At 47.8% G+C, this 18,001-nt stretch carries 16 protein-coding genes and 2 tRNA genes; 6 read left to right on the plus strand and 12 right to left on the minus strand.

Annotated features, from left to right (window positions below; translation table 11 throughout):
* Positions 1–7: 7 nt before the first annotated feature.
* The 5 genes from NSQ19_RS10685 to NSQ19_RS10705 all read right to left on the minus strand — a co-directional run bounded on the left by NSQ19_RS10685 (position 8) and on the right by NSQ19_RS10705 (position 4,611).
* Complete coding sequence (locus tag NSQ19_RS10685; RefSeq protein ID WP_258921254.1) at positions 8–1,477, minus strand: aldehyde dehydrogenase family protein; 1,470 nt, start codon at positions 1,475–1,477, stop codon at positions 8–10.
* Positions 1,478–1,491: 14 nt separating this feature from the next.
* A complete protein-coding gene (locus NSQ19_RS10690) occupies positions 1,492–2,421 on the minus strand; it encodes an ornithine cyclodeaminase family protein (protein WP_046722000.1) in 930 nt (309 codons plus the stop codon).
* Between the two features lie 230 nt (positions 2,422–2,651).
* A tRNA-Ala gene (locus tag NSQ19_RS10695) sits at positions 2,652–2,724 on the minus strand.
* An 18-nt stretch (positions 2,725–2,742) separates the two neighbouring features.
* Positions 2,743–2,815, minus strand: a tRNA-Ala gene (locus NSQ19_RS10700).
* 380 nt (positions 2,816–3,195) lie between these two features.
* Positions 3,196–4,611, minus strand: a complete 1,416-nt coding sequence (locus tag NSQ19_RS10705) for an ISLre2 family transposase (protein WP_340702407.1) — start codon at positions 4,609–4,611, stop codon at positions 3,196–3,198.
* Between the two features lie 200 nt (positions 4,612–4,811).
* On the opposite strand from NSQ19_RS10705, the gene NSQ19_RS10710 reads away from it, so the two are divergent.
* Positions 4,812–5,813 carry a potassium channel family protein gene (locus NSQ19_RS10710; RefSeq protein ID WP_017553444.1) on the plus strand — a complete coding sequence of 334 codons (1,002 nt, stop codon included), beginning with the start codon at positions 4,812–4,814 and terminating at the stop codon, positions 5,811–5,813.
* Between the two features lie 297 nt (positions 5,814–6,110).
* Here the strand turns inward: NSQ19_RS10710 and NSQ19_RS10715 are convergent, their stop codons facing one another.
* On the minus strand, positions 6,111–7,460 hold the full coding sequence (locus NSQ19_RS10715) for a glucose-6-phosphate isomerase (RefSeq protein WP_013860095.1): 1,350 nt from the start codon (positions 7,458–7,460) through the stop codon (positions 6,111–6,113).
* Between the two features lie 156 nt (positions 7,461–7,616).
* On the opposite strand from NSQ19_RS10715, the gene NSQ19_RS10720 reads away from it, so the two are divergent.
* A complete protein-coding gene (locus NSQ19_RS10720) occupies positions 7,617–7,847 on the plus strand; it encodes a DUF378 domain-containing protein (RefSeq protein ID WP_340702827.1) in 231 nt (76 codons plus the stop codon).
* A 141-nt stretch (positions 7,848–7,988) separates the two neighbouring features.
* Positions 7,989–8,468: a GyrI-like domain-containing protein gene (locus tag NSQ19_RS10725; protein WP_234969587.1), complete on the plus strand. Its 480-nt coding sequence runs from the start codon at positions 7,989–7,991 to the stop codon at positions 8,466–8,468.
* A 311-nt stretch (positions 8,469–8,779) separates the two neighbouring features.
* Here NSQ19_RS10725 and yugI read toward each other — a convergent pair whose 3' ends face one another.
* Positions 8,780–9,166, minus strand: coding sequence for a S1 domain-containing post-transcriptional regulator GSP13 (gene yugI, locus NSQ19_RS10730; protein ID WP_133536779.1), 387 nt, complete (start codon positions 9,164–9,166; stop codon positions 8,780–8,782).
* Between the two features lie 387 nt (positions 9,167–9,553).
* Positions 9,554–10,969, minus strand: a complete 1,416-nt coding sequence (locus NSQ19_RS10735; protein WP_308928167.1) for an ISLre2-like element ISBco6 family transposase — start codon at positions 10,967–10,969, stop codon at positions 9,554–9,556.
* Positions 10,970–11,266: 297 nt separating this feature from the next.
* On the opposite strand from NSQ19_RS10735, the gene NSQ19_RS10740 reads away from it, so the two are divergent.
* Positions 11,267–11,476: a helix-turn-helix domain-containing protein gene (locus NSQ19_RS10740; RefSeq protein WP_019721420.1), complete on the plus strand. Its 210-nt coding sequence runs from the start codon at positions 11,267–11,269 to the stop codon at positions 11,474–11,476.
* A gap of 373 nt (positions 11,477–11,849) precedes the next feature.
* Here the strand turns inward: NSQ19_RS10740 and NSQ19_RS10745 are convergent, their stop codons facing one another.
* Positions 11,850–12,881 carry an NADH:flavin oxidoreductase/NADH oxidase gene (locus NSQ19_RS10745; RefSeq protein ID WP_017553439.1) on the minus strand — a complete coding sequence of 344 codons (1,032 nt, stop codon included), beginning with the start codon at positions 12,879–12,881 and terminating at the stop codon, positions 11,850–11,852.
* A 197-nt stretch (positions 12,882–13,078) separates the two neighbouring features.
* On the opposite strand from NSQ19_RS10745, the gene NSQ19_RS10750 reads away from it, so the two are divergent.
* On the plus strand, positions 13,079–13,936 hold the full coding sequence (locus tag NSQ19_RS10750; protein WP_013860101.1) for an aldo/keto reductase: 858 nt from the start codon (positions 13,079–13,081) through the stop codon (positions 13,934–13,936).
* A gap of 383 nt (positions 13,937–14,319) precedes the next feature.
* On the plus strand, positions 14,320–15,162 hold the full coding sequence (locus tag NSQ19_RS10755; protein WP_013860102.1) for an aldo/keto reductase: 843 nt from the start codon (positions 14,320–14,322) through the stop codon (positions 15,160–15,162).
* 196 nt (positions 15,163–15,358) lie between these two features.
* Here the strand turns inward: NSQ19_RS10755 and NSQ19_RS10760 are convergent, their stop codons facing one another.
* The 3 genes from NSQ19_RS10760 to NSQ19_RS10770 form a co-directional block, all read right to left on the minus strand.
* On the minus strand, positions 15,359–16,609 hold the full coding sequence (locus NSQ19_RS10760; RefSeq protein ID WP_340702828.1) for a L,D-transpeptidase family protein: 1,251 nt from the start codon (positions 16,607–16,609) through the stop codon (positions 15,359–15,361).
* Between the two features lie 332 nt (positions 16,610–16,941).
* A complete protein-coding gene (locus tag NSQ19_RS10765; protein WP_340702829.1) occupies positions 16,942–17,139 on the minus strand; it encodes a hypothetical protein in 198 nt (65 codons plus the stop codon).
* Between the two features lie 135 nt (positions 17,140–17,274).
* Positions 17,275–17,874: a peptidylprolyl isomerase gene (locus NSQ19_RS10770; RefSeq protein ID WP_013860105.1), complete on the minus strand. Its 600-nt coding sequence runs from the start codon at positions 17,872–17,874 to the stop codon at positions 17,275–17,277.
* Positions 17,875–18,001: the final 127 nt, after the last annotated feature.

Consider the following 18,001-nt stretch of genomic DNA (forward strand, 5'->3'; position numbering starts at 1 on the left):
CCCCCCTTTAATGATTGTCGATCTGGGCGCGCTGCAGTTTCCCGCTGAAATCGACATACACGGCTTTCCATTCCGTGTATACATCAAGCGCTGCCGGCCCCGAGTCGCGGTGCCCGTTGCCCGTTCCTTTTGTCCCGCCGAACGGGAGATGGATTTCAGCCCCCGTCGTCCCGGCATTGATGTAGACAATCCCGGTATCCAAATCACGCATCGCCTGAAAAGCTTTATTCACATCTTTTGTAAAAATGCCGCTCGACAGCCCAAAAGTGACGCTGTTGTTAACGGCAATCGCTTCTTCAAGGCCTGCTACCGGAATGATCGAAACAACCGGGCCGAAAATTTCTTCCTGTGCAATGACCATTTCCGGGCTGACATCCGTAAAAACGGTCGGCGCATAGTAATATCCTTTTCCCGGCAAAATGCGCCCGCCTGTAAGCAGCCTTGCCCCTTCTTTTTTGCCGGTTTCAACATACTGGTGGATGCGGTCGAGCGCTTCTGCATTGATAACCGGGCCGACTGCCACCGTTTCATCTAGGCCGTCGCCGATTTTCAATTCCGCCGTTCGCCGGATCAGCTTTTCTTCTAGTGCATCTTTGATCTTTTCATGGACAATGACCCGGCTTGTAGCCGTGCATCTTTGCCCGCTCGTGCCAAATGCACCCCAAAGGATGCCGTCCACCGCTAGATCAAGATCCGCATCGTCCATGACAATCACTGCGTTCTTCCCGCCCATTTCAAGCGAAGTCCGTTTCAGAAGGCCGCCTGCCCGTTCATTGATTTTACGCCCGACTTCATTCGAGCCGGTAAAAGAGATGAGGCCGATGCCCGGATGTTCCACCATCGCTCCGCCAATCACGGAACCGGAGCCGTGGACAAGATTGACAAGCCCTTTTGGGAGTCCCGCTTCTTCATAAATTTTTACAAATGCGCATGCTGTGGCCGGCGTTTCCGTAGCTGGCTTCCAAATCACCGCATTCCCCGTTACAAGCGCCGGCAGTGATTTCCAGGAAGCAATGGCGATCGGAAAATTCCACGGCGTGATCAGCCCGGCAACGCCAACCGGCACACGGATGCTCATCGCAAATTTATTTTGCAGCTCAGATGGCACGGTATCACCGAATTGGCGTCTCCCTTCCCCTGCCATGTAAAAGGCCATGTCGATCGCTTCCTGCACTTCCCCGCGCGCTTCATCGATCACCTTGCCCATTTCGCTTGTAAGCGTGCGCGCGATCTGTTCTTTTCTTTGTTTTAACAGTTCTCCGACTTTGTATAAATAGTTTGCGCGCTCAGGTGCCGGAACGAGCCGCCACATGCTTTGCGCGCTTTTGGCAGCCTGGACGGCGCGGTCAAGGTCCGGTGCTTCGGACTGCGCCACTTCGCCCAATGTTTTCCTGTTTGCAGGATTTACAACCGGGGCAAATTTTCCCGTTGACGGTTTGCACCACTCGCCGTCAATGTAATTCAAATATTTTTCCATGCGCTGTTCCCCCTTTAAAAATCGAGCATTTGCCCGATCCCGAGCTGTATGGCTTTTTCGTAAACCGTTTCTGCAGCCACCAGGTCAAACAGGGCCATGCCCGTTGATTTAAAAACCTGTAGCGTGTTTGGATCCGGCTTTACTTTTTGCGTGACAATTTTGGAAAACGGAATGGTTTCAAGCCGGCTGTCCACATCCCCACTTTCCTTTGCGGCATCGTGCGAGTCGATATATATCGATTTCAAGTTTTTCAAAAGCGCATCAGGAAATTCGCGCATATGCGGCTGGTATGAACCGATGCCAATGACAAGCTTTCCGTCGTAAAGGTCTTCTTCCGGCAGTACAGGTGTGGCAGATGATGTTGCCGTAATGAGGATATCGGCGTTTTCGGCAAGTTCGCGGGCGGATTTGGCTGTATGGACCGGGATATTTGGAATGAGCGTTTTGAACCGGCGAATAAATGGGGGAATGTGGGAAGGTGTCCGGTTGAATAAAAAAATGTTTTCGATGTTGCGTGCGGTGCAAACGCCGGCAAGCTGATACAGCCCTTGATAACCCGTGCCGATAAGCCCGGCCGTTTTGGCATCGCCAGGCGCAAGATATTTTGCCGCCGCCCCGCCGATTGCCCCGGTCCGGAGCCCGGTTAAAACCGTGCCGTCCATAAGCGTTTTCATGGATCCATTCCTGCTGTCAACCAAAATGACAGCGCCCTGTGTCACCGGCCGGTCCTTGTTGCCCGGGAAAACCGAGACGATTTTTGCGCCGGCTGCCTCATTTGTGCTGCACGGCATAAAAAGGACGGAGTGGTTCCGGATGGTAAAATGCGTGCGCAGTGGCATTTGATAACCGTTTTCTTCATAGATGCGGTATGCTTCTTCTACAGCTGCAACCATTTCCTGCATGGAGGCCGATTTGAGGACATCACTTCCGTTAAGGACAAGCAAGGCCGCACCTCCTTACTTCAGGGATTTGGTAAAAATATATGTGAGGCAAAGCAGGATCATGATAAAAAAGGATTTGGCAGCCGGGGAAGCAGCTTTGGGTCCCGGACCTCAAGCTTTGTCGGATTGGGGGCTATAACGTGACAGTTTCACAGGGGTTAATTTTATTTTTCCTCAGGGGCGCATATACGAAAAAACGCCCAAACCTGTAACAGGGTGGACGTTTTGTGTGATGGAGCATAGCGGGTTCGAACCGCTGACCTCTTGCATGCCATGCAAGCGCTCTCCCAGCTGAGCTAATGCCCCGTGATATAAAGTTGGGAATGGAGCATAGCGGATTCGAACCGCCGACCTCTACAATGCGAATGTAGCGCTCTCCCAACTGAGCTAATGCCCCGTTTTGTCATGATCACCGTTTTTCATCAGCGACAATGTTATTATACAATGCAAAAAATGATTGTGCAACTATTTTTTTAAAAAGTATGTGTCAAGTTTTTCTCGACAAGGTTTAAATATCGGGTATTCCAAGACACTCTTTTTGTACACTTTCGGCTACCGTGCTTTACTTGCTCGGTGTAATTTTCGGAAAAGATGTAATATTTCCGTATAAAGATGGATAACGGGGATGTTGAGGCGCGCGAAATTCACTCGCTTTCCGCGGGCGGCCGGCGAGCCTCCTCGCTCGTACCTCGCTGCGGGGTCTCTCCTGGCTCGCTTTTCCCGCAGGAGTCTCGTAAATTTCGCGCGCCTCAACGATCAGTCCCCACTGAGCCAAGCTTAAAACGAAAGCTCTAATATTTTGCTTAAATGTCCCATTGCCGATGAACGGCTTGAATGCAGGGCAACTGATCCGTGCTTTACGCCCACTGACGGGCGTACAGGCTGCTTGAATAGTTGAGACATCCTGATGGATTGTTGCAAGCTCCGTTGCTTTCTCGCGCTTCTTGAACGGTGTTTCAGATAGGTTTCCTGCAATGTCCCGTTAAGCATGCCCTGTTTCACCTTTACCATGGCTTCGGCGCCAGCTTTACTCCAATGCATCCCCCTTTTCTTCATTCTGAATGAGATATGCCTTTGATTTGATTCCATTGCCCCCAGGCCTCTCGCACCTTCCGGTACGTTCTCTACCTTGTCCCTCCAGTCAAAAATGCGGTCCCAGTTTTTTAGGATGTACGAACGAAACTCCTTGACTTTCTTAAGGCTCTTTTCATCCGTCAATGTGCTTTCATGCGTATCCAAATATAACGTGAATTGGTCCAGGTCATGCGTTCTAATCGCTTTTCTAATTTGCTCTTTGATCTCGCTCTTTCCGCCCCCGAATGTCCTTACGATGGCTTGTGCAACGTGGTAGGTATCCAGCTGGTTGAGCACCGGAAATTCCGACTGTGAGAAAGCTGTTTGAAACCTTTCAGCTGTGTATCCCGCACCTCCATCACTATTTGTAATGACACGAGCTTTTTCTAGGGAATAGGTGTTGGCTGCTACAGCTTGGACTTCATCCCAAAATGTCTGGATGGATTTCGTCGTCATGATAACAACGGGATGGTGTAGAGAGACTCTTTTGCCATTGGTTTCCCATCCTTCATAGAGAATGGCGTGGTGGACTTCCAAACCCTGTTTCTTTTCTAGTCCCCGGACGAATATACCATCAGCTTCGGAAAACAGGTAATCTACCTTCTTTCCCTCAGGTAGTGAATCAGCTATTTCTAGCTCTTCTACAAGTGCCTTGTCGGCTTCAGCTTGCGTTTTCCCTACGTGTTTCACCATGTTCCCTACAGTTGTGTGACTAAGGCTCACTGCTGTCCATTCTTTTAAAATATCAGCTACCTCCCGATAGGTGTTCTCACTTGCCAACTCTGCCACCTTTAACTCCACTAACGGGCTGTATCGTTGGTATGGTAAAAGCCCTAACCATTCATCCAGAGGATAATGTGAATTCCCTTTCTGGTCATGCATTAGTGAACGTTTAAAGGTCACATTTCCAAATAAAAACTGAATGCTTCTGTTATCACTCCGGCAGTACTCCCAGCCATCCTCCAGCTTTTTTTGCTTAATTGTTTTATCTAACGTCTCAAATATTTCCCCAACCCATTGCGTAAAGGCATTCTGGATCAGAATTTTAACTTGTTCTTCAAATTCAATAAGACTTTTTGTATCCTTTAATAATCTAGCAATTATTGATATAATATCCATAGGAAGACCTCTTTCTAAATGTATTCGCCCACAAGCGTACATTTAAATGATAGAGCGTCTTCCCATTTTTTTCCACTCATCTGCCCTTCGAGTAAAATTTTACACATACTTTAAAAAAATAGTTTCCCGTTTGCCGCCTTGTTTTTTCGCATTGCGGCCGGGGAATACTAATGAAGATACTAAAAAAGGAAGTGGACGGTATGTTTCATTTCTTTTATTACCGTTTTTTACGCTGGCCGATCATTGTCCGGATATTGAACCTGGCCCTTGCTGTGATCTTTGTATTCGGGCTGGCCATCCATTTTGTCGAACCGAAAACTTTCCCGACGGTGTTTGATGGTGTTTGGTGGGCAGTCATCACGACAGCAACAGTCGGTTACGGGGATTTGTACCCGGTCACTTTTGCGGGCCGGGTGATCGGCATCATCCTCATTTTATCGGGTGCCGGCATTCTGTCTGCCTATTTCGTGGCGCTGGCCGGTGCAACGGCTAAACGGCAAAACGCTTTTTTGGAAGGAAAAGCGGCGTTTACGGGAGGAAAACAAATGGTCATTATCGGCTGGAACGAACGCGCCAGAAAAGTAATCGGGCAGCTCATGGAATTAAAAGAGCGGCAGCCCATTGTATTGGTGGATGAAACACTTGAATCCAACCCTTATCCTTATGATAATGTGTATTTTATAAAAGGAAAGCCGTATCAGGACGAGACGCTGAAAAAAGCAAATGTCCGGGCGGCGAAGGCAGTGCTGATCACGTCCGACCAGCATAAAACGGAGACGGAAGCAGACATGGGCGCAGTCCTGACACTGCTTGCTGTCAAAGGCTTGAACCCGGATGCATATTGTATTGTGGAAATCCAGACAGCCGACCAGGTAGTAAATGCCAAGCGGGCGGGCGCGGATGAAGTGATCCAGGCAAATATACAGGCAAGCTTTGTCATGCTGAACAGCCTGATTTCAAACGGGATGTCCGATACGCTTTTGTCGTTATTGAACCAGCAGGAAAAAAACCATCTTGACTTTATTCCGGTGAAGCCGAAGTGGCGGAATTTGACGGTAAAAGATTTGAGCCGGCAGCTGCAGAAAGAGCGAAAAATTTTAATCGGCATCCAATCGAGGGATGACACCATGATCAATCCGCCCTTGGATTATACCATTACGGATGAAGAGCATTTATTTGTCGTTTTGGAAAAAGGCAAGTAACCATTCAAAAGTTTGCCGGGAAAATTTTCCAGCGAATTGGCGATAAAATAACCGAGAACCGGTGCAGGCGGATGTTCAGCAGTGGACGGCCAAATTGGTAAGGCAGCTGATCCCGTGCCTTGCAGATTGCGCATTTTTATAAAGCGGCTTGCACCTTATGCTACATCTGATATGCTGCACTACGAAGATTGCTTCGTTTTGAGAAGCGGCTTCATCTGAATCAGCTGGAAGTTTTGGCTTGCGTTTGCCTTATCCAAGAAAAAAGCAGGGCTGGCATTGCCCTGCTTTTTTTCTGCATTATTTCAAACGTTTTTCGAGTTCTGCTTTCAAATCTTCATAGCCCGGTTTGCCGAGGAGTGCGAACATGTTTTTCTTATATGCTTCCACACCAGGCTGGTCGAACGGGTTGACGCCGTTCAAATAGCCGCTTACCGCACAGGCTTTTTCAAAGAAGTAAACGAGGTAGCCGAATGTGTATGCATCGGTTTTCGGAATGGAGACCACCAGGTTCGGTACGCCGCCGTCTGTATGGGCAAGCAATGTACCTTCAAATGCTTTGTTATTCACAAAGTCAACGGTACGGCCGGCCAAGTAGTTCAAACCATCCAAATCGTTTTCTTCTTTTTCAATTGTCAGTTCTTCGCGCGCCTGCTCTACTTTTACGACCGTTTCAAACAAGTCGCGGCGACCTTCCTGGACATACTGGCCAAGGGAATGCAAGTCGGTCGAGAAGTTTGCGGAAGAAGGATAGATGCCTTTTTGGTCTTTCCCTTCACTTTCGCCGAATAATTGTTTCCACCATTCGGAGAAATATTGCAGCCCCGGTTCGTAGTTGATCAGCATTTCGATCGTTTTGCCTTTGCGGTACAGGATATTACGGACAGCCGCATATTGGTAGGCAATGTTTTCCGCTACTTCAGGGTTCGAGAAATCATCAACGGCTTTTGCCGCCCCGTCCATCATCGCTTGGATATCGACGCCGCTTACTGCGATCGGCAGCAGACCGACAGGCGTTAAAACAGAGTAACGGCCGCCGACATCATCCGGAATCACGAATGTTTCGTAGCCTTCCGCATCAGCCAGCGTTTTCAATGCTCCTTTTGCGCGGTCCGTTGTCGCATAGACGCGGCCTTTTGCTTCTTTTTCGCCGTATTTTTCAATGAGCAGTTTGTTGAAAATACGGAAAGCAATCGCCGGTTCTGTCGTTGTTCCGGATTTGGAAATGACATTGATGGAGAAATCTTTGCCTTCCAGAACGTCCATTAAATCTTTCATATAGGTGGAGCTGATGCTGTTGCCGACGAAGAAAATTTGCGGGTTTTTGCGTTTTTCTTTCGGCAGCACGTTCATAAAGCTGTGGTTGAGCATTTCAATTGCGGCACGGGCACCAAGATAAGAACCGCCGATGCCGATCACAAGCAGCACGTCGGAATCACTTTGGATTTTTGCCGCTGCTTTTTGGATACGGGCGAATTCTTCTTTATCATAATCTTTTGGCAATGTCAGCCAGCCGGTAAAATCATTGCCGACACCGGTTTTTTCATGTAAAAGCTTATGGGCCAATCGAATCGGTTCGCTTAAGTATGTAATTTCATGTTCGTTAAAAAACGCGAGCGCTTTTGAATAATCAAACTGAATATGCGTCATTGTCCAGATCCTCCTGTTATCGATTTACCATCTCCACTTTATCGAATCTTTACCCTTTTCGCAAGGAATGTAACGAATTTCTCACATTTCCTGCATGCATAATGTTTGCGGATTCTTGCCATGCTATTCCTGTACATTGAACAAGGAGGTAAAAAAATGAGCATTGTACAAAGAATTGCGTTAATTTTCACGATTATCGGCGCGATCAATTGGGGCCTTATCGGTTTTTTCAACTTTGATCTGGTAGCGGCCATTTTTGGGGACAATTCCGCGATCTCCCGGGTCATTTATAGCATTGTCGGCATTTGCGGCCTGATTAACCTCGGCCTGCTTTTCAAACCGGATGCCGAAGTGGAACGTACTACCCAGGCAAAACCGACGAGATAAGTGATCCGGCCGTGGGAAACCGTATTCATTGTAGCAAAGGCAGTGCAGCATGCCTGCCTTTTTTGGTGTTTTTTTATCTTTTTTCCCTTTACGCCCGCTTCTTTTTTCATTTAAAATGAAGCTATAAAGATTAGCAGGGAAGTGTGCAGCTTGGAAATTCAAATTGTTCAGAAACACGCATTTAACGCGGTCGGGAGCAAATGGACCGGTACCTTCGAGCAGGCGGCAAACGGTGATATCAAAAGATTTTTCCATCAATTTAAGCAAAAAATGGGGGAAATCCGTCATTGCACCGATCCCGGTGTTGTGATCGGGCTTTCCTACCACCCGCAGGATGATGATGGCTTGTTTTCCTTTTACCTTGTCCGCGAAGTGGCCTACATAGAAGCGGTTCCGGAAGGCATGACAGCCCTGACTGTTCCTTCGTATACATTTGCGGCTGCGAAATATAAAGGCAAAGGCGTGCAAAAAGCGTATGCCGAATTGTATAAATGGATCAGGAAAAACGGCTATACCGTCTTTCAGGGGCAGCTTGAGCACCGTGAAGATTATCCGGCAACATACGAACCTTTAAGCGATGAACCGGAATTGACCATTTATATCCCGCTATATATAGAATAATACGCGGGCAGATTTCCCCGCGTTAGGCAAACTATTCTGCATAGCAACATGGCACGTGGTTTCAGACGGATTCACCCGGCAAATCGTGGTAAGAAACTATTCTGCATAGAAACGGCGGCGCCCGCCATTCATCCGGCGGGCTTGCGCGTACAAGCGGTTTGCATCGCACTTTAAATTGGGCAGCGGCGTAAGTGGGATTTGTAGCCAGCTCACGGCGGAACTGAGATCCATACACCGGATTTATCCCCCGCAGACCCGGCGTTTTTCGGATAAAAAAAATCCGGACAATCTGTATGCCCGGAATCGCCCGATTATTTTTTAATCAAATCTTCACGTTTTGATTTTTCAATCCATTCTTTTAACTTATCGCGCAGCGTGTTGAAACCTTCTCCGGACTCTTCGGCGGCTTTCACGGCACCTTGGCGCCGGCGCGGTTTCCTTGTGTCTTGATGCGGCGCTTCTTCCGTTGCTTTCATGGAAAGACTGATTTTGCCGCTTTCTTCGTCTACCGACAACACTTTTACTTTGACTTCATCCCCGATGTGGAGATAATCGTGAATATCTTTGACATACCCGTGTTTAATTTCGGAAATATGGACAAGGCCTTGTGTCTCTTCATCAAGCGCTACAAACGCGCCGAACGGCTTAATTCCAGTCACTTTTCCGGTGTATACATTTCCTGCTTCATAATTTGACATGAAAACACTCCTAGTATTGTTTTTTCCTGTTATACGCAATAAAATATTATATCATAGTCACGAGTGCATGTCATTCCCCAAATATTTTTCGTATGTGTCAAGTTTTTCTCGACAAGGTTTAAATATCGGGTATTCCAAGACACTCTTTTTGTACACTTTCGGCTACCGTGCTTTACTTGCTCGGTGTAATTTTCGGAAAAGATGTAATATTTCCGTATAAAGATGGATAACGGGGATGTTGAGGCGCGCGAAATTCACTCGCTTTCCGCGGGCGGCCGGCGAGCCTCCTCGCTCGTACCTCGCTGCGGGGTCTCTCCTGGCTCGCTTTTCCCGCAGGAGTCTCGTAAATTTCGCGCGCCTCAACGATCAGTCCCCACTGAGCCAAGCTTAAAACGAAAGCTCTAATATTTTGCTTAAATGTCCCATTGCCGATGAACTGCTTGAATGCAGGGCAACTGATCCGTGCTTTACGCCCACTGACGGGCGTACAGGCTGCTTGAGTAGTTGAGACATCCTGATTAATTGTTTCAAGTTCCGTTGCTTTCTCTCGCTTCTTGAACGGTGTTTCAGATAGACTTCTCTCAATGTCCCATTGAGTATGCCTTGTTTGATTTTCACCATGGCTTCTGCGCCAAGTTCACTCCAATGCATGCCCCTTTTTTTCATCCTGAAGGAGATATGCCTTTGATTCGATTCCATCGCTCCTAGGCCTCTCGCACCTTCCGGCACGTTTTTCACCCTGTCTCTCCAGTCAAAAATGCGGTCCCAGTTTTTCAAGATATACGAACGGAATTCCTTGATTTTCTTGAGAGCCTTTTTATCCGTCAAGGTGCTTTCGTGCGTATCCAAATATAACGTGAATTGGTCCAGGTCATGCGTTCTAATCGCTTTTCTAATTTGCTCCTTGATCTCGCTCTTTCCGCCCCCAAATGTCCTTATGATGGCTTGTGCAACGTGGTAGGTATCCAGCTGGTTGAGCACCGGAAATTCCGACTGTGAGAAAGCTGTTTGAAACCGTTCAGCTGTGTATCCCGCACCTCCATCACTGTTTGTAATGACATGCGTTTTTTCGAGGGAGTAGGTGTTGGCAGCTGTGGCTTGGACTTCATCCCAAAATGTCTGGATGGCTTCCGTTGTCATGATGACTGTGGGCTGACGCAGGGAGACCCTTTTACCATTGGTTTGCCATCCCTCATAGAGAATGGCGTGGTGGACTTCCATACTCTGTTTCTTTTTTAGTCCCCGAACGAATACACCATCTGCTTCAGAAAACAGGTAGTCTACCTTCTTCCCCTCAGGCAGGGAAACAGCTATTTCTAGCTCTTCTACAAGTGCCTTATCGGCTTCCGCCTGAGTTTTCCCTACGTGTTTTACCATGTTCCCTACAGTTGTGTGACTAAGACTCACTGCTGTCCACTCTTTTAAAATATCAGCTACTTCCCGATAGGTGTTCTCACTTGCCAACTCTGCCACCTTTAATTCCACTAACGGGCTGTATCGTTGGTGTGGTACCAGCCCTAACCATTCATCCAGAGGATAATGGGAATTTCCTCTCTTGTCATGCATTAATGAGCGTTTAAAGGTCACACTTCCAAATAGAAACTGAATGTTTCTGTTATCACTCCGGCAGTACACCCAGCCCTCCTCTAACTTCTCCTGTTTAATTGTTTTATCTAACTCTTCAAATATTTCCCCAACCCATTGTGTAAAAGCCTTCTGCATCAGAAGTTTAAGCTGTTCTTCAAATTCGATAAGACTCTTTGTATCCTTTAATAATCCAGCAATTATTGATATAATATCCATGGGAAGACCTCTCTCTCTAGATGTTCATCTTGAAGTGTACAATTAGATGATAGAGCGTCTTCCCATTTTTTTCCACTCATATGCCCCGTCGAGTAAAATTTTACACATACATATTTTTCAGGCCTAGCCCCGGCAGGCACCCGGAACCTTTATTTATCATTTTTATCTTGCCCGTGTTTAAAAAAGTTCAAAAATTTGCTTCAGCCTGCCACCCGCCCATATGCTACAATAAAATAAAGAAATGAATATGGAAAGGAAGTATTTTTATTTAAAATACTCGTTAAGGGAGGGCGTCTCATGAATAGCTTTGGCGAGAAGTTGAAATTTTACCGTGAATTAAACGGGATGAGCATCGAAGAACTGGCCGTGAAAGCCCGGATTGGCAAACATACACTCGAACAGTACGAAACCGGGGAACAAATTCCGACCACACAGACAATATTAAAACTCTCCACTGTTCTTGATGTAGCCGCTTCCGTATTTTTGGAAGCGCTCGGAAAAAAATAATTTTATAAGAGGTTTAAATTTCATTCACAACGGCTATCCTAATACTACAATGCTTTCCTTAGTGAGGGCGACTTTCGGGAAGCCGCACTATCATAAGTATTCCCCCTTTTTTTATTTTTGCGGGTCCCGTTTTCCGGCCCCGTTTTTTGTATGCTGTAAAGAGAAAAAACAGCGCCTCGTTTAGAGCGCTGTTTTCCTGTTTTTTGGATTCGCTTTTTATCCTTTCAGCCAGAATGCACGGGCGGCCGCTGCAAACAGACTTCCTTACCGTTTTGAAAATTCCCTTGTATATTGGACCGTTTTTCCAGCGCGGTACCGGCTTCAAGTGTTCGCTTCGGGAACTTCTACGGGCGGCCGCTGCAAACAGCCTTCCTTATCTTTTTGGAAATCCTCTTGTATATTGGACCGGAATACCTGCGTCTTTGCGGAGCACGATACCGGCTTCGAGCGCCCAGTACGGGTTGCGCAGCATGCCTCTGCCGACCGCAACAAGATCTGCTTCTTCGTTTCCGATTACCGCATTGGCAAGAACCGGGTCTTCCAGCCGGCCGACAGCAATGACCGGAACGTTTAAAGCCTCTTTGATCCGGCGTGCAAGCGGCACCTGGTAAGCAGCGTGCGTCCCCGGGCGCCCGTCTGCACCGATAGGGCCCTCGCCTCCGGAACTGATATGAAACAGGTCAACACCCGCTTCCTTATACGCCTTCGAAAATGCAATGCTTTCTTCAATGCCATACCCGCCATCGACATATTCACGGGCTGAAATGCGCATAATAAGCGGCATGTCAGCAGGCATTTCTTTTTTGGCAGCGGCGATGACTTCTTTTCCGAATAATGCCAAATCCTGTCCGTATTCATCTGACCGTTTGTTTGTATAGCGCGACTGGAATTCATGGATCAGATAACCGTGCGCGCCGTGGAGTTCGATCGTGTCAAAGCCGGCCTGGACGGCGCGGCGGACAGATTCGCCAAATTTGCGGACGACTTCTTTGATTTCTTCCTTCGTTAATGCCTTCGGTGTTTTTGCATTGTCATCAAAAGGGATAGGGGAAGGGGCAACCGGCTGTTTTGCGTCCTGTGCTTTTCTGCCGGCATGTCCGATTTGAATCCCGACTTTGGCGCCGTACTGATGGCACGCTTCCACAATTTTGGCAAGCGGGGCGATCTGTTCATCAGACCATAAGCCGAGATCGTTGTCGGTAATTCTGCCGTCCGGCTCCACATCGGTCATCTCAATAATGATCAGGCCGGCACCCCCGATGGCACGGCTGACGTAATGGACATAATGCCAGTCAGTGGCAACGCCATCTTTTTTCTCAACGGAGTATTGGCACATAGGGGGCATGACAATACGGTTTTTCACTTCAAGCGATTTCAGCTTGTACGGGGTAAATAAATCATTCATTGCAAAACTACTCCTTACGCCTGATATTTTTGCACCTGAACCGCTATGTAAATGGCGGAAAAGTTCGTTCCAAATATAACAAACCGGTGTTCCAACCGTCAAAACTTGCGCTCACAGTCCTTGTGCGTGCAAAATTCTGCCTGATTGTGTTAAAATCCTCATACACTTACATATCTAAGCGAAAGAAGGAATGAAGGATGGCTCAAACGATTCCAAAATTAACATTCAATAACGGCGTTGAAATCCCGCAACTCGGCCTCGGCGTTTTTCTTGTAAAAGAAGAAAATGAGTTGAAAAACGCTGTGAAAGCCGCGCTGGAAACCGGCTACCGCCATATTGATACTGCGATGATTTACGGGAATGAAACATATGTCGGCGATGCAATCCGGGAAAGCGGCGTAGACCGGAAAGAAATCTTCATTACGTCGAAAGTGTGGAACTACGACCACGGCTATGAAGAAACAAAAGCCGCTTTCCAGGCGAGCCTCGACCGTCTTGGCACCGATTATTTGGATCTTTACTTGATCCACTGGCCGTCACCGAAATATATTGAAACATGGAAAGCAATGGAAGAACTTTACCATGAAGGCAAAGTAAAAGCGATCGGCGTATCGAATTTCCAAATCCACCATTTGGAAGATTTGCTGGCCCATAGCGAAGTGGTGCCGGTGATCAACCAAATTGAGACACATCCGGAATTTCCGCAAAATGAACTGCATGCATTTCTGAAACAGCATCATATTTTACATGAAGCATGGGGCCCGCTCGGCCAGGGCAAAAACAACCTGCTTGAGCAGCCTGTTTTGGTTGAGCTTGGGAAAAAATACGGCAAAACCCCGGCGCAAATTGTGCTGCGCTGGCACGTGGAACGAGGCATTGTCGTCATTCCAAAATCGGTGACCCCGAGCCGGATTAAAGAAAACAGCGAGATTTTCGATTTCTCGTTAACCCCGGAAGACATGGAAAAAATCGCTTCATTGAACACCGGGAAACGGTACGGAAGGAATCCGGATGACGAAGAATTTTTAGCACAAACTTCCGTAAGGCCAGAATAAAGACGGGCAGCTGTCCTCTGGGCAGCTGCTTTTTTAATTGCTTTTCCGGAAATGATACCGGTTTCTCCCGGAGCGCCTCCCATCGCCAATTTCTTGCGGCTTTCCGGCGATTGATTGATTTTTCCAGAGATCCCCTTTGGTTTTGCTGTACCTTTCATGCCGGCTGCTTTTTTTTCAGCGAATGCGAAGCCACCATGGGAGGTTCATGCCCGCCGTTTCGCGGGGGGCTGTGCCTGTTGTTTTGGATCTTTTCGCCTGAACCCGCTGGTTTAAATTTTACGCTGGTTTTTCTCTGCCCCAAGGCAGCAAGATCAATCATCAAAATGGATGCATTTTCCAGCCAATGGTATACTGATTACAAAATACGAAAGGAGCGATAGAAATTGTCCATTTCCATTCCTGAAATCAAACTGAACGACGGGATGACCGTTCCGGCCGTCGGATTCGGCACATACAAACTGAACGGGGCGGCAGGCGTCCAGGCGATCGTAAGCGCCATTGATGCGGGTTACCGCCTGATTGATTCGGCATTTAATTATGAAAACGAAGGAGCGGTCGGCGAAGCGGTCCGGCGCTCTTCCGTTCCGCGTGAACAGCTGCGCATCACTTCGAAACTCCCGGGGCGGCACCATGCTTATAAAGAAGCGGTCCAGACCATTCAGGAATCATTGTACAGGTCCGGCCTCGATTACTTTGACCTTTACCTCATCCACTGGCCGAACCCAAGCAAAGATTTATATGTGGAAGCGTGGCAGGCGCTTGTCGATGCGCAAAAATGGGGGCTTGTCCGCTCGATCGGCGTTTCCAACTTTTTGCCGGAGCATTTGCAAAGGATCATAAAAGAAACCGGGGTTGCGCCGAGCATAAACCAGGTGGAACTTCACCCTTATTTCGCACAGGAGGAGCAGCGCGCCTGGCATGAAGAACACGGAATTGTAACGGAATCATGGAGCCCGCTTGGAAGAGCGAACCATCTGCTTGAAGATCCGGCGATTCAAAAAATTGCTGCGGCCCATCAGAAATCCGTTCCACAAGTGATTTTGCGCTGGCATACACAGCTTGGCGCCATTCCGCTCCCGAAATCGGCTTCCCCGGAAAGGCAGCTGGAAAACTTGTCCATCTTTGATTTTTCGCTTTCTGAAGAAGAGATGCGCACCATATCCGGATTAAGCCACCCGGACGGCAGGACTTTTGGGCAGGATCCGGCAACCTATGAAGAATTTTAAACCCATGTAAAAAAGGGGCTGCCCCAAAAACCGTTAAACGGCTGATGGGAGCCCCCTTTTTTGATACAAGCGTTTATGAATTTCCGTCACTATGCCCACAAGAGCTTCATGAATTTTATGATCCAAATAAAGGGGCTTTAGGGACAGCCCCTTTATCTAAAACAGTAACCGGCCCGTATAGAAGCCGTCCCGGCCATTAATAAACGATGACCGGTTCATTCTGTTCCAGGTTGTCATAGACGGTTTTCATGACACTTGGCGGCGTGTTCACACATCCGCCGGAGCCGTGGTGGAGATAGGCGTCCATGGCCCAGTTCTTCCGCCAGCCCGCATCATGGAAACCGACACCGCCGAGCGTGAAAGGTGCCCAATATTTTACCTTGACGGAATAATTCGGGTTGCCCGCTTCACTGCCCTCCAGTACAGACGGGGACTCTTTGTATTCGATATACCAGACCCCTTTTGGCGTATCTTCATTTGTGTCATGCCTTCCCGTTACAACCCGGGTTGTGACTTTCAGCTTGCCATCCTTATAAATCCAGATGCGCTGGTCGGAAATCGACACTTCCGCATACGTATCGCCAATCCCGTTTTTGGCCAGGACATGGTAGCCGACGCCGATCGTGCTGTACCCTTCGCCGTAAATATTGTAGGCCTTGACGGTGTCCTTGCCGTTTTGGAAGGCGTCCGCAATCCGTTTCGCTTCCGCTTTCGTATCGATCGCCCAGCCATACGACTGGCCTTTTACGGAAATGACGGAGCCCGCATGCGTTTTGAAACTGAAGTTTTTATGGAGCGTCGATTTCTCCTTGTTCAACTCTTCCAGCCGCGACTGGATGCCGGACGGGTCAATTGCCAGTTTCATATCTTTGGAGATGGATGCATTTTGAATCAGTTCGCTTGCCTTGAACGGGTATTTCTTTTCCTGCAGGAGATAGTTGACCGTCTTGTTTGAGAGTTCTTCAAGCTTTTGCTTTTCCTGCTTTACAATCCTGCTGTTTTCCCGGACCGGCTGAAGTTTCACCGGGCGCAAATGAATTTCACTGTTGTATTTTTGCTTGTCATATGCCTTTAACATGGCGGAAATGTCGTATTGATTGCCGTTTTTGCTTTTCGATACGCCGATTTTTCCGTCCTTCATATAAGCCTGTGCATCTTTTGGCGCCTGCAGATTTTTATTTTGCTGTTCCAGTTTTTTGGAAACTTCCTGCTTCAGTGTCACATTGCGGTAGTGGTCCGTCCGCCCCGGCATGATCATATAATCTTTCTCTTTAAAAGACGGAATCCATGTGCGCTGGGTTTTGAAAACGCGTTTAACCTTCGCCATATCGCCGTCTGTAAAACGGACCTTTGTATCTTTTCCGTCCACCAAAACTTTGTTTCCGACATAAACTTTATTTGTTAATGTCATAGACTTTAATTTTTCCATCGCCTGTTCAGTGGTCATGCCGCCGACTTTGACGCTGTTGATTTTGACATGCGGGTTAAAACGGGTAGCCTGGTAATAGCCGGCACCGCCTAAAAGAATGATGACAACTGCCGCAATGATGCCAATGAGAAGACCTTTCTTCCTGGTTATGGCCGATCACCCCAATAAAGTAGTTTATGTTACAAAAAGATTACATCATTTACATATAAGATATATGAATCCGCCCGGTTATACAAGCCATTTATTTCATTTCATCCAACGTTCACAACTCATCGGGGAAGCAACATGACACCCTTTCCTGCCTTTTTACCGGAAACGCCGGGCATCTGCCGCCTATAAAAAAAGAAACGCTACTCCGAATGTGGAAAGCGATTTTTCTTCATGATTTCTTCTTCCAGTTTTTTTGCCTGCTTTTCATTGATTTTCCGGAAAATGAAAAACACGAGTACCGCAAGCAGCACAAAAAATGAAAGTGAAATCAAAGCCGGGATATAATACTTTTTCTCCTGCGGAAATTGAACCAGAAATCCGATGAGGTATGGAAACAATGGTATCTCCCCCTTTTAATCGATCATAACAGCCGAAAGCCACAAAGAAAACGGATACAGCACCGCATTTTTCATGCGGTGCTGATGGTCAGGTTTCCGAAAAGAGCCGCAGGGAAGGCCGCCATAGAACCATGATTAACGGATGGTGATTTTTTCAATGATGACATCATGCACCGGTTTATCCTGCAGGCCTGTCCGGACGCCGGCGATTTCATCGACAACCTCCATGCCTTCAATGACCTGGCCAAATACGGTGTGGCGGAAATCAAGCCACGGGGTCCCGCCTTTTTCCATATAAGCTTCCACGACTTCAGCCGGGTAACCCGCCTGTTCCATCTGCCCCTTCATGCTGGGATCGACCGTTTTGCTTTGGACGATGAAAAACTGGCTGCCGTTTGTGTTCGGGCCGGCGTTGGCCATGGACAAAGCCCCGCGGAAATTGAAAAGCCGCTCTGAAAATTCGTCTTCGAACGGGGCGCCGTAGATGCTTTCGCCGCCGGTCCCGTTTCCGCTCGGGTCCCCGCCCTGGATCATGAACCCGTCGATCACACGGTGGAACGTCAAGCCGTCATAATAACCGTTTTTGCTGTGCGTGACAAAATTTTCGACCGTTTTCGGCGCAAAGGCCGGAAACAGCTTGATCGTGATGGTGCCCATATTTGTCTGCATGTCTGCAACCGTTTCGTTTTCATGCACTTCCGCTTGAAGCTGCGGATACATTGTGTCTTCTGCCATATGTTTGAAACCTCCATTTGTTTCACTATTCTTGTCTACTTTACTAAAATCCGGGCAAAAAGTCCAAACGTTTTCTTTTGCTTCTTTTCGGCTTTTTCACCATAATGGTAGTAAAAGCGCAAGGGGG

The organism is Weizmannia sp. FSL W8-1119, from assembly GCF_038008605.1.
GTDB classification, from domain to species: Bacteria; Bacillota; Bacilli; order Bacillales; family Bacillaceae_C; genus Weizmannia; species Weizmannia coagulans.

Excerpts from the sequence above, each read along its gene's own strand:
- NSQ19_RS10710 (WP_017553444.1), top strand. The coding sequence starts at position 4,812 with ATGTTTCATTTCTTTTATTACCGTTTTTTACGCTGGCCGATCATTGTC.
- NSQ19_RS10770 (WP_013860105.1), bottom strand. The coding sequence starts at position 17,874 with ATGGCAGAAGACACAATGTATCCGCAGCTTCAAGCGGAAGTGCATGAA.
- NSQ19_RS10705 (WP_340702407.1), bottom strand. The coding sequence starts at position 4,611 with ATGGATATTATATCAATAATTGCTAGATTATTAAAGGATACAAAAAGT.
- NSQ19_RS10720 (WP_340702827.1), top strand. The coding sequence starts at position 7,617 with ATGAGCATTGTACAAAGAATTGCGTTAATTTTCACGATTATCGGCGCG.
- NSQ19_RS10735 (WP_308928167.1), bottom strand. The coding sequence starts at position 10,969 with ATGGATATTATATCAATAATTGCTGGATTATTAAAGGATACAAAGAGT.
- NSQ19_RS10750 (WP_013860101.1), top strand. The coding sequence starts at position 13,079 with ATGGCTCAAACGATTCCAAAATTAACATTCAATAACGGCGTTGAAATC.
- NSQ19_RS10740 (WP_019721420.1), top strand. The coding sequence starts at position 11,267 with ATGAATAGCTTTGGCGAGAAGTTGAAATTTTACCGTGAATTAAACGGG.
- NSQ19_RS10715 (WP_013860095.1), bottom strand. The coding sequence starts at position 7,460 with ATGACGCATATTCAGTTTGATTATTCAAAAGCGCTCGCGTTTTTTAAC.
- NSQ19_RS10760 (WP_340702828.1), bottom strand. The coding sequence starts at position 16,609 with ATGACCACTGAACAGGCGATGGAAAAATTAAAGTCTATGACATTAACA.
- NSQ19_RS10685 (WP_258921254.1), bottom strand. The coding sequence starts at position 1,477 with ATGGAAAAATATTTGAATTACATTGACGGCGAGTGGTGCAAACCGTCA.
- NSQ19_RS10745 (WP_017553439.1), bottom strand. The coding sequence starts at position 12,881 with ATGAATGATTTATTTACCCCGTACAAGCTGAAATCGCTTGAAGTGAAA.
- yugI (WP_133536779.1), bottom strand. The coding sequence starts at position 9,166 with ATGTCAAATTATGAAGCAGGAAATGTATACACCGGAAAAGTGACTGGA.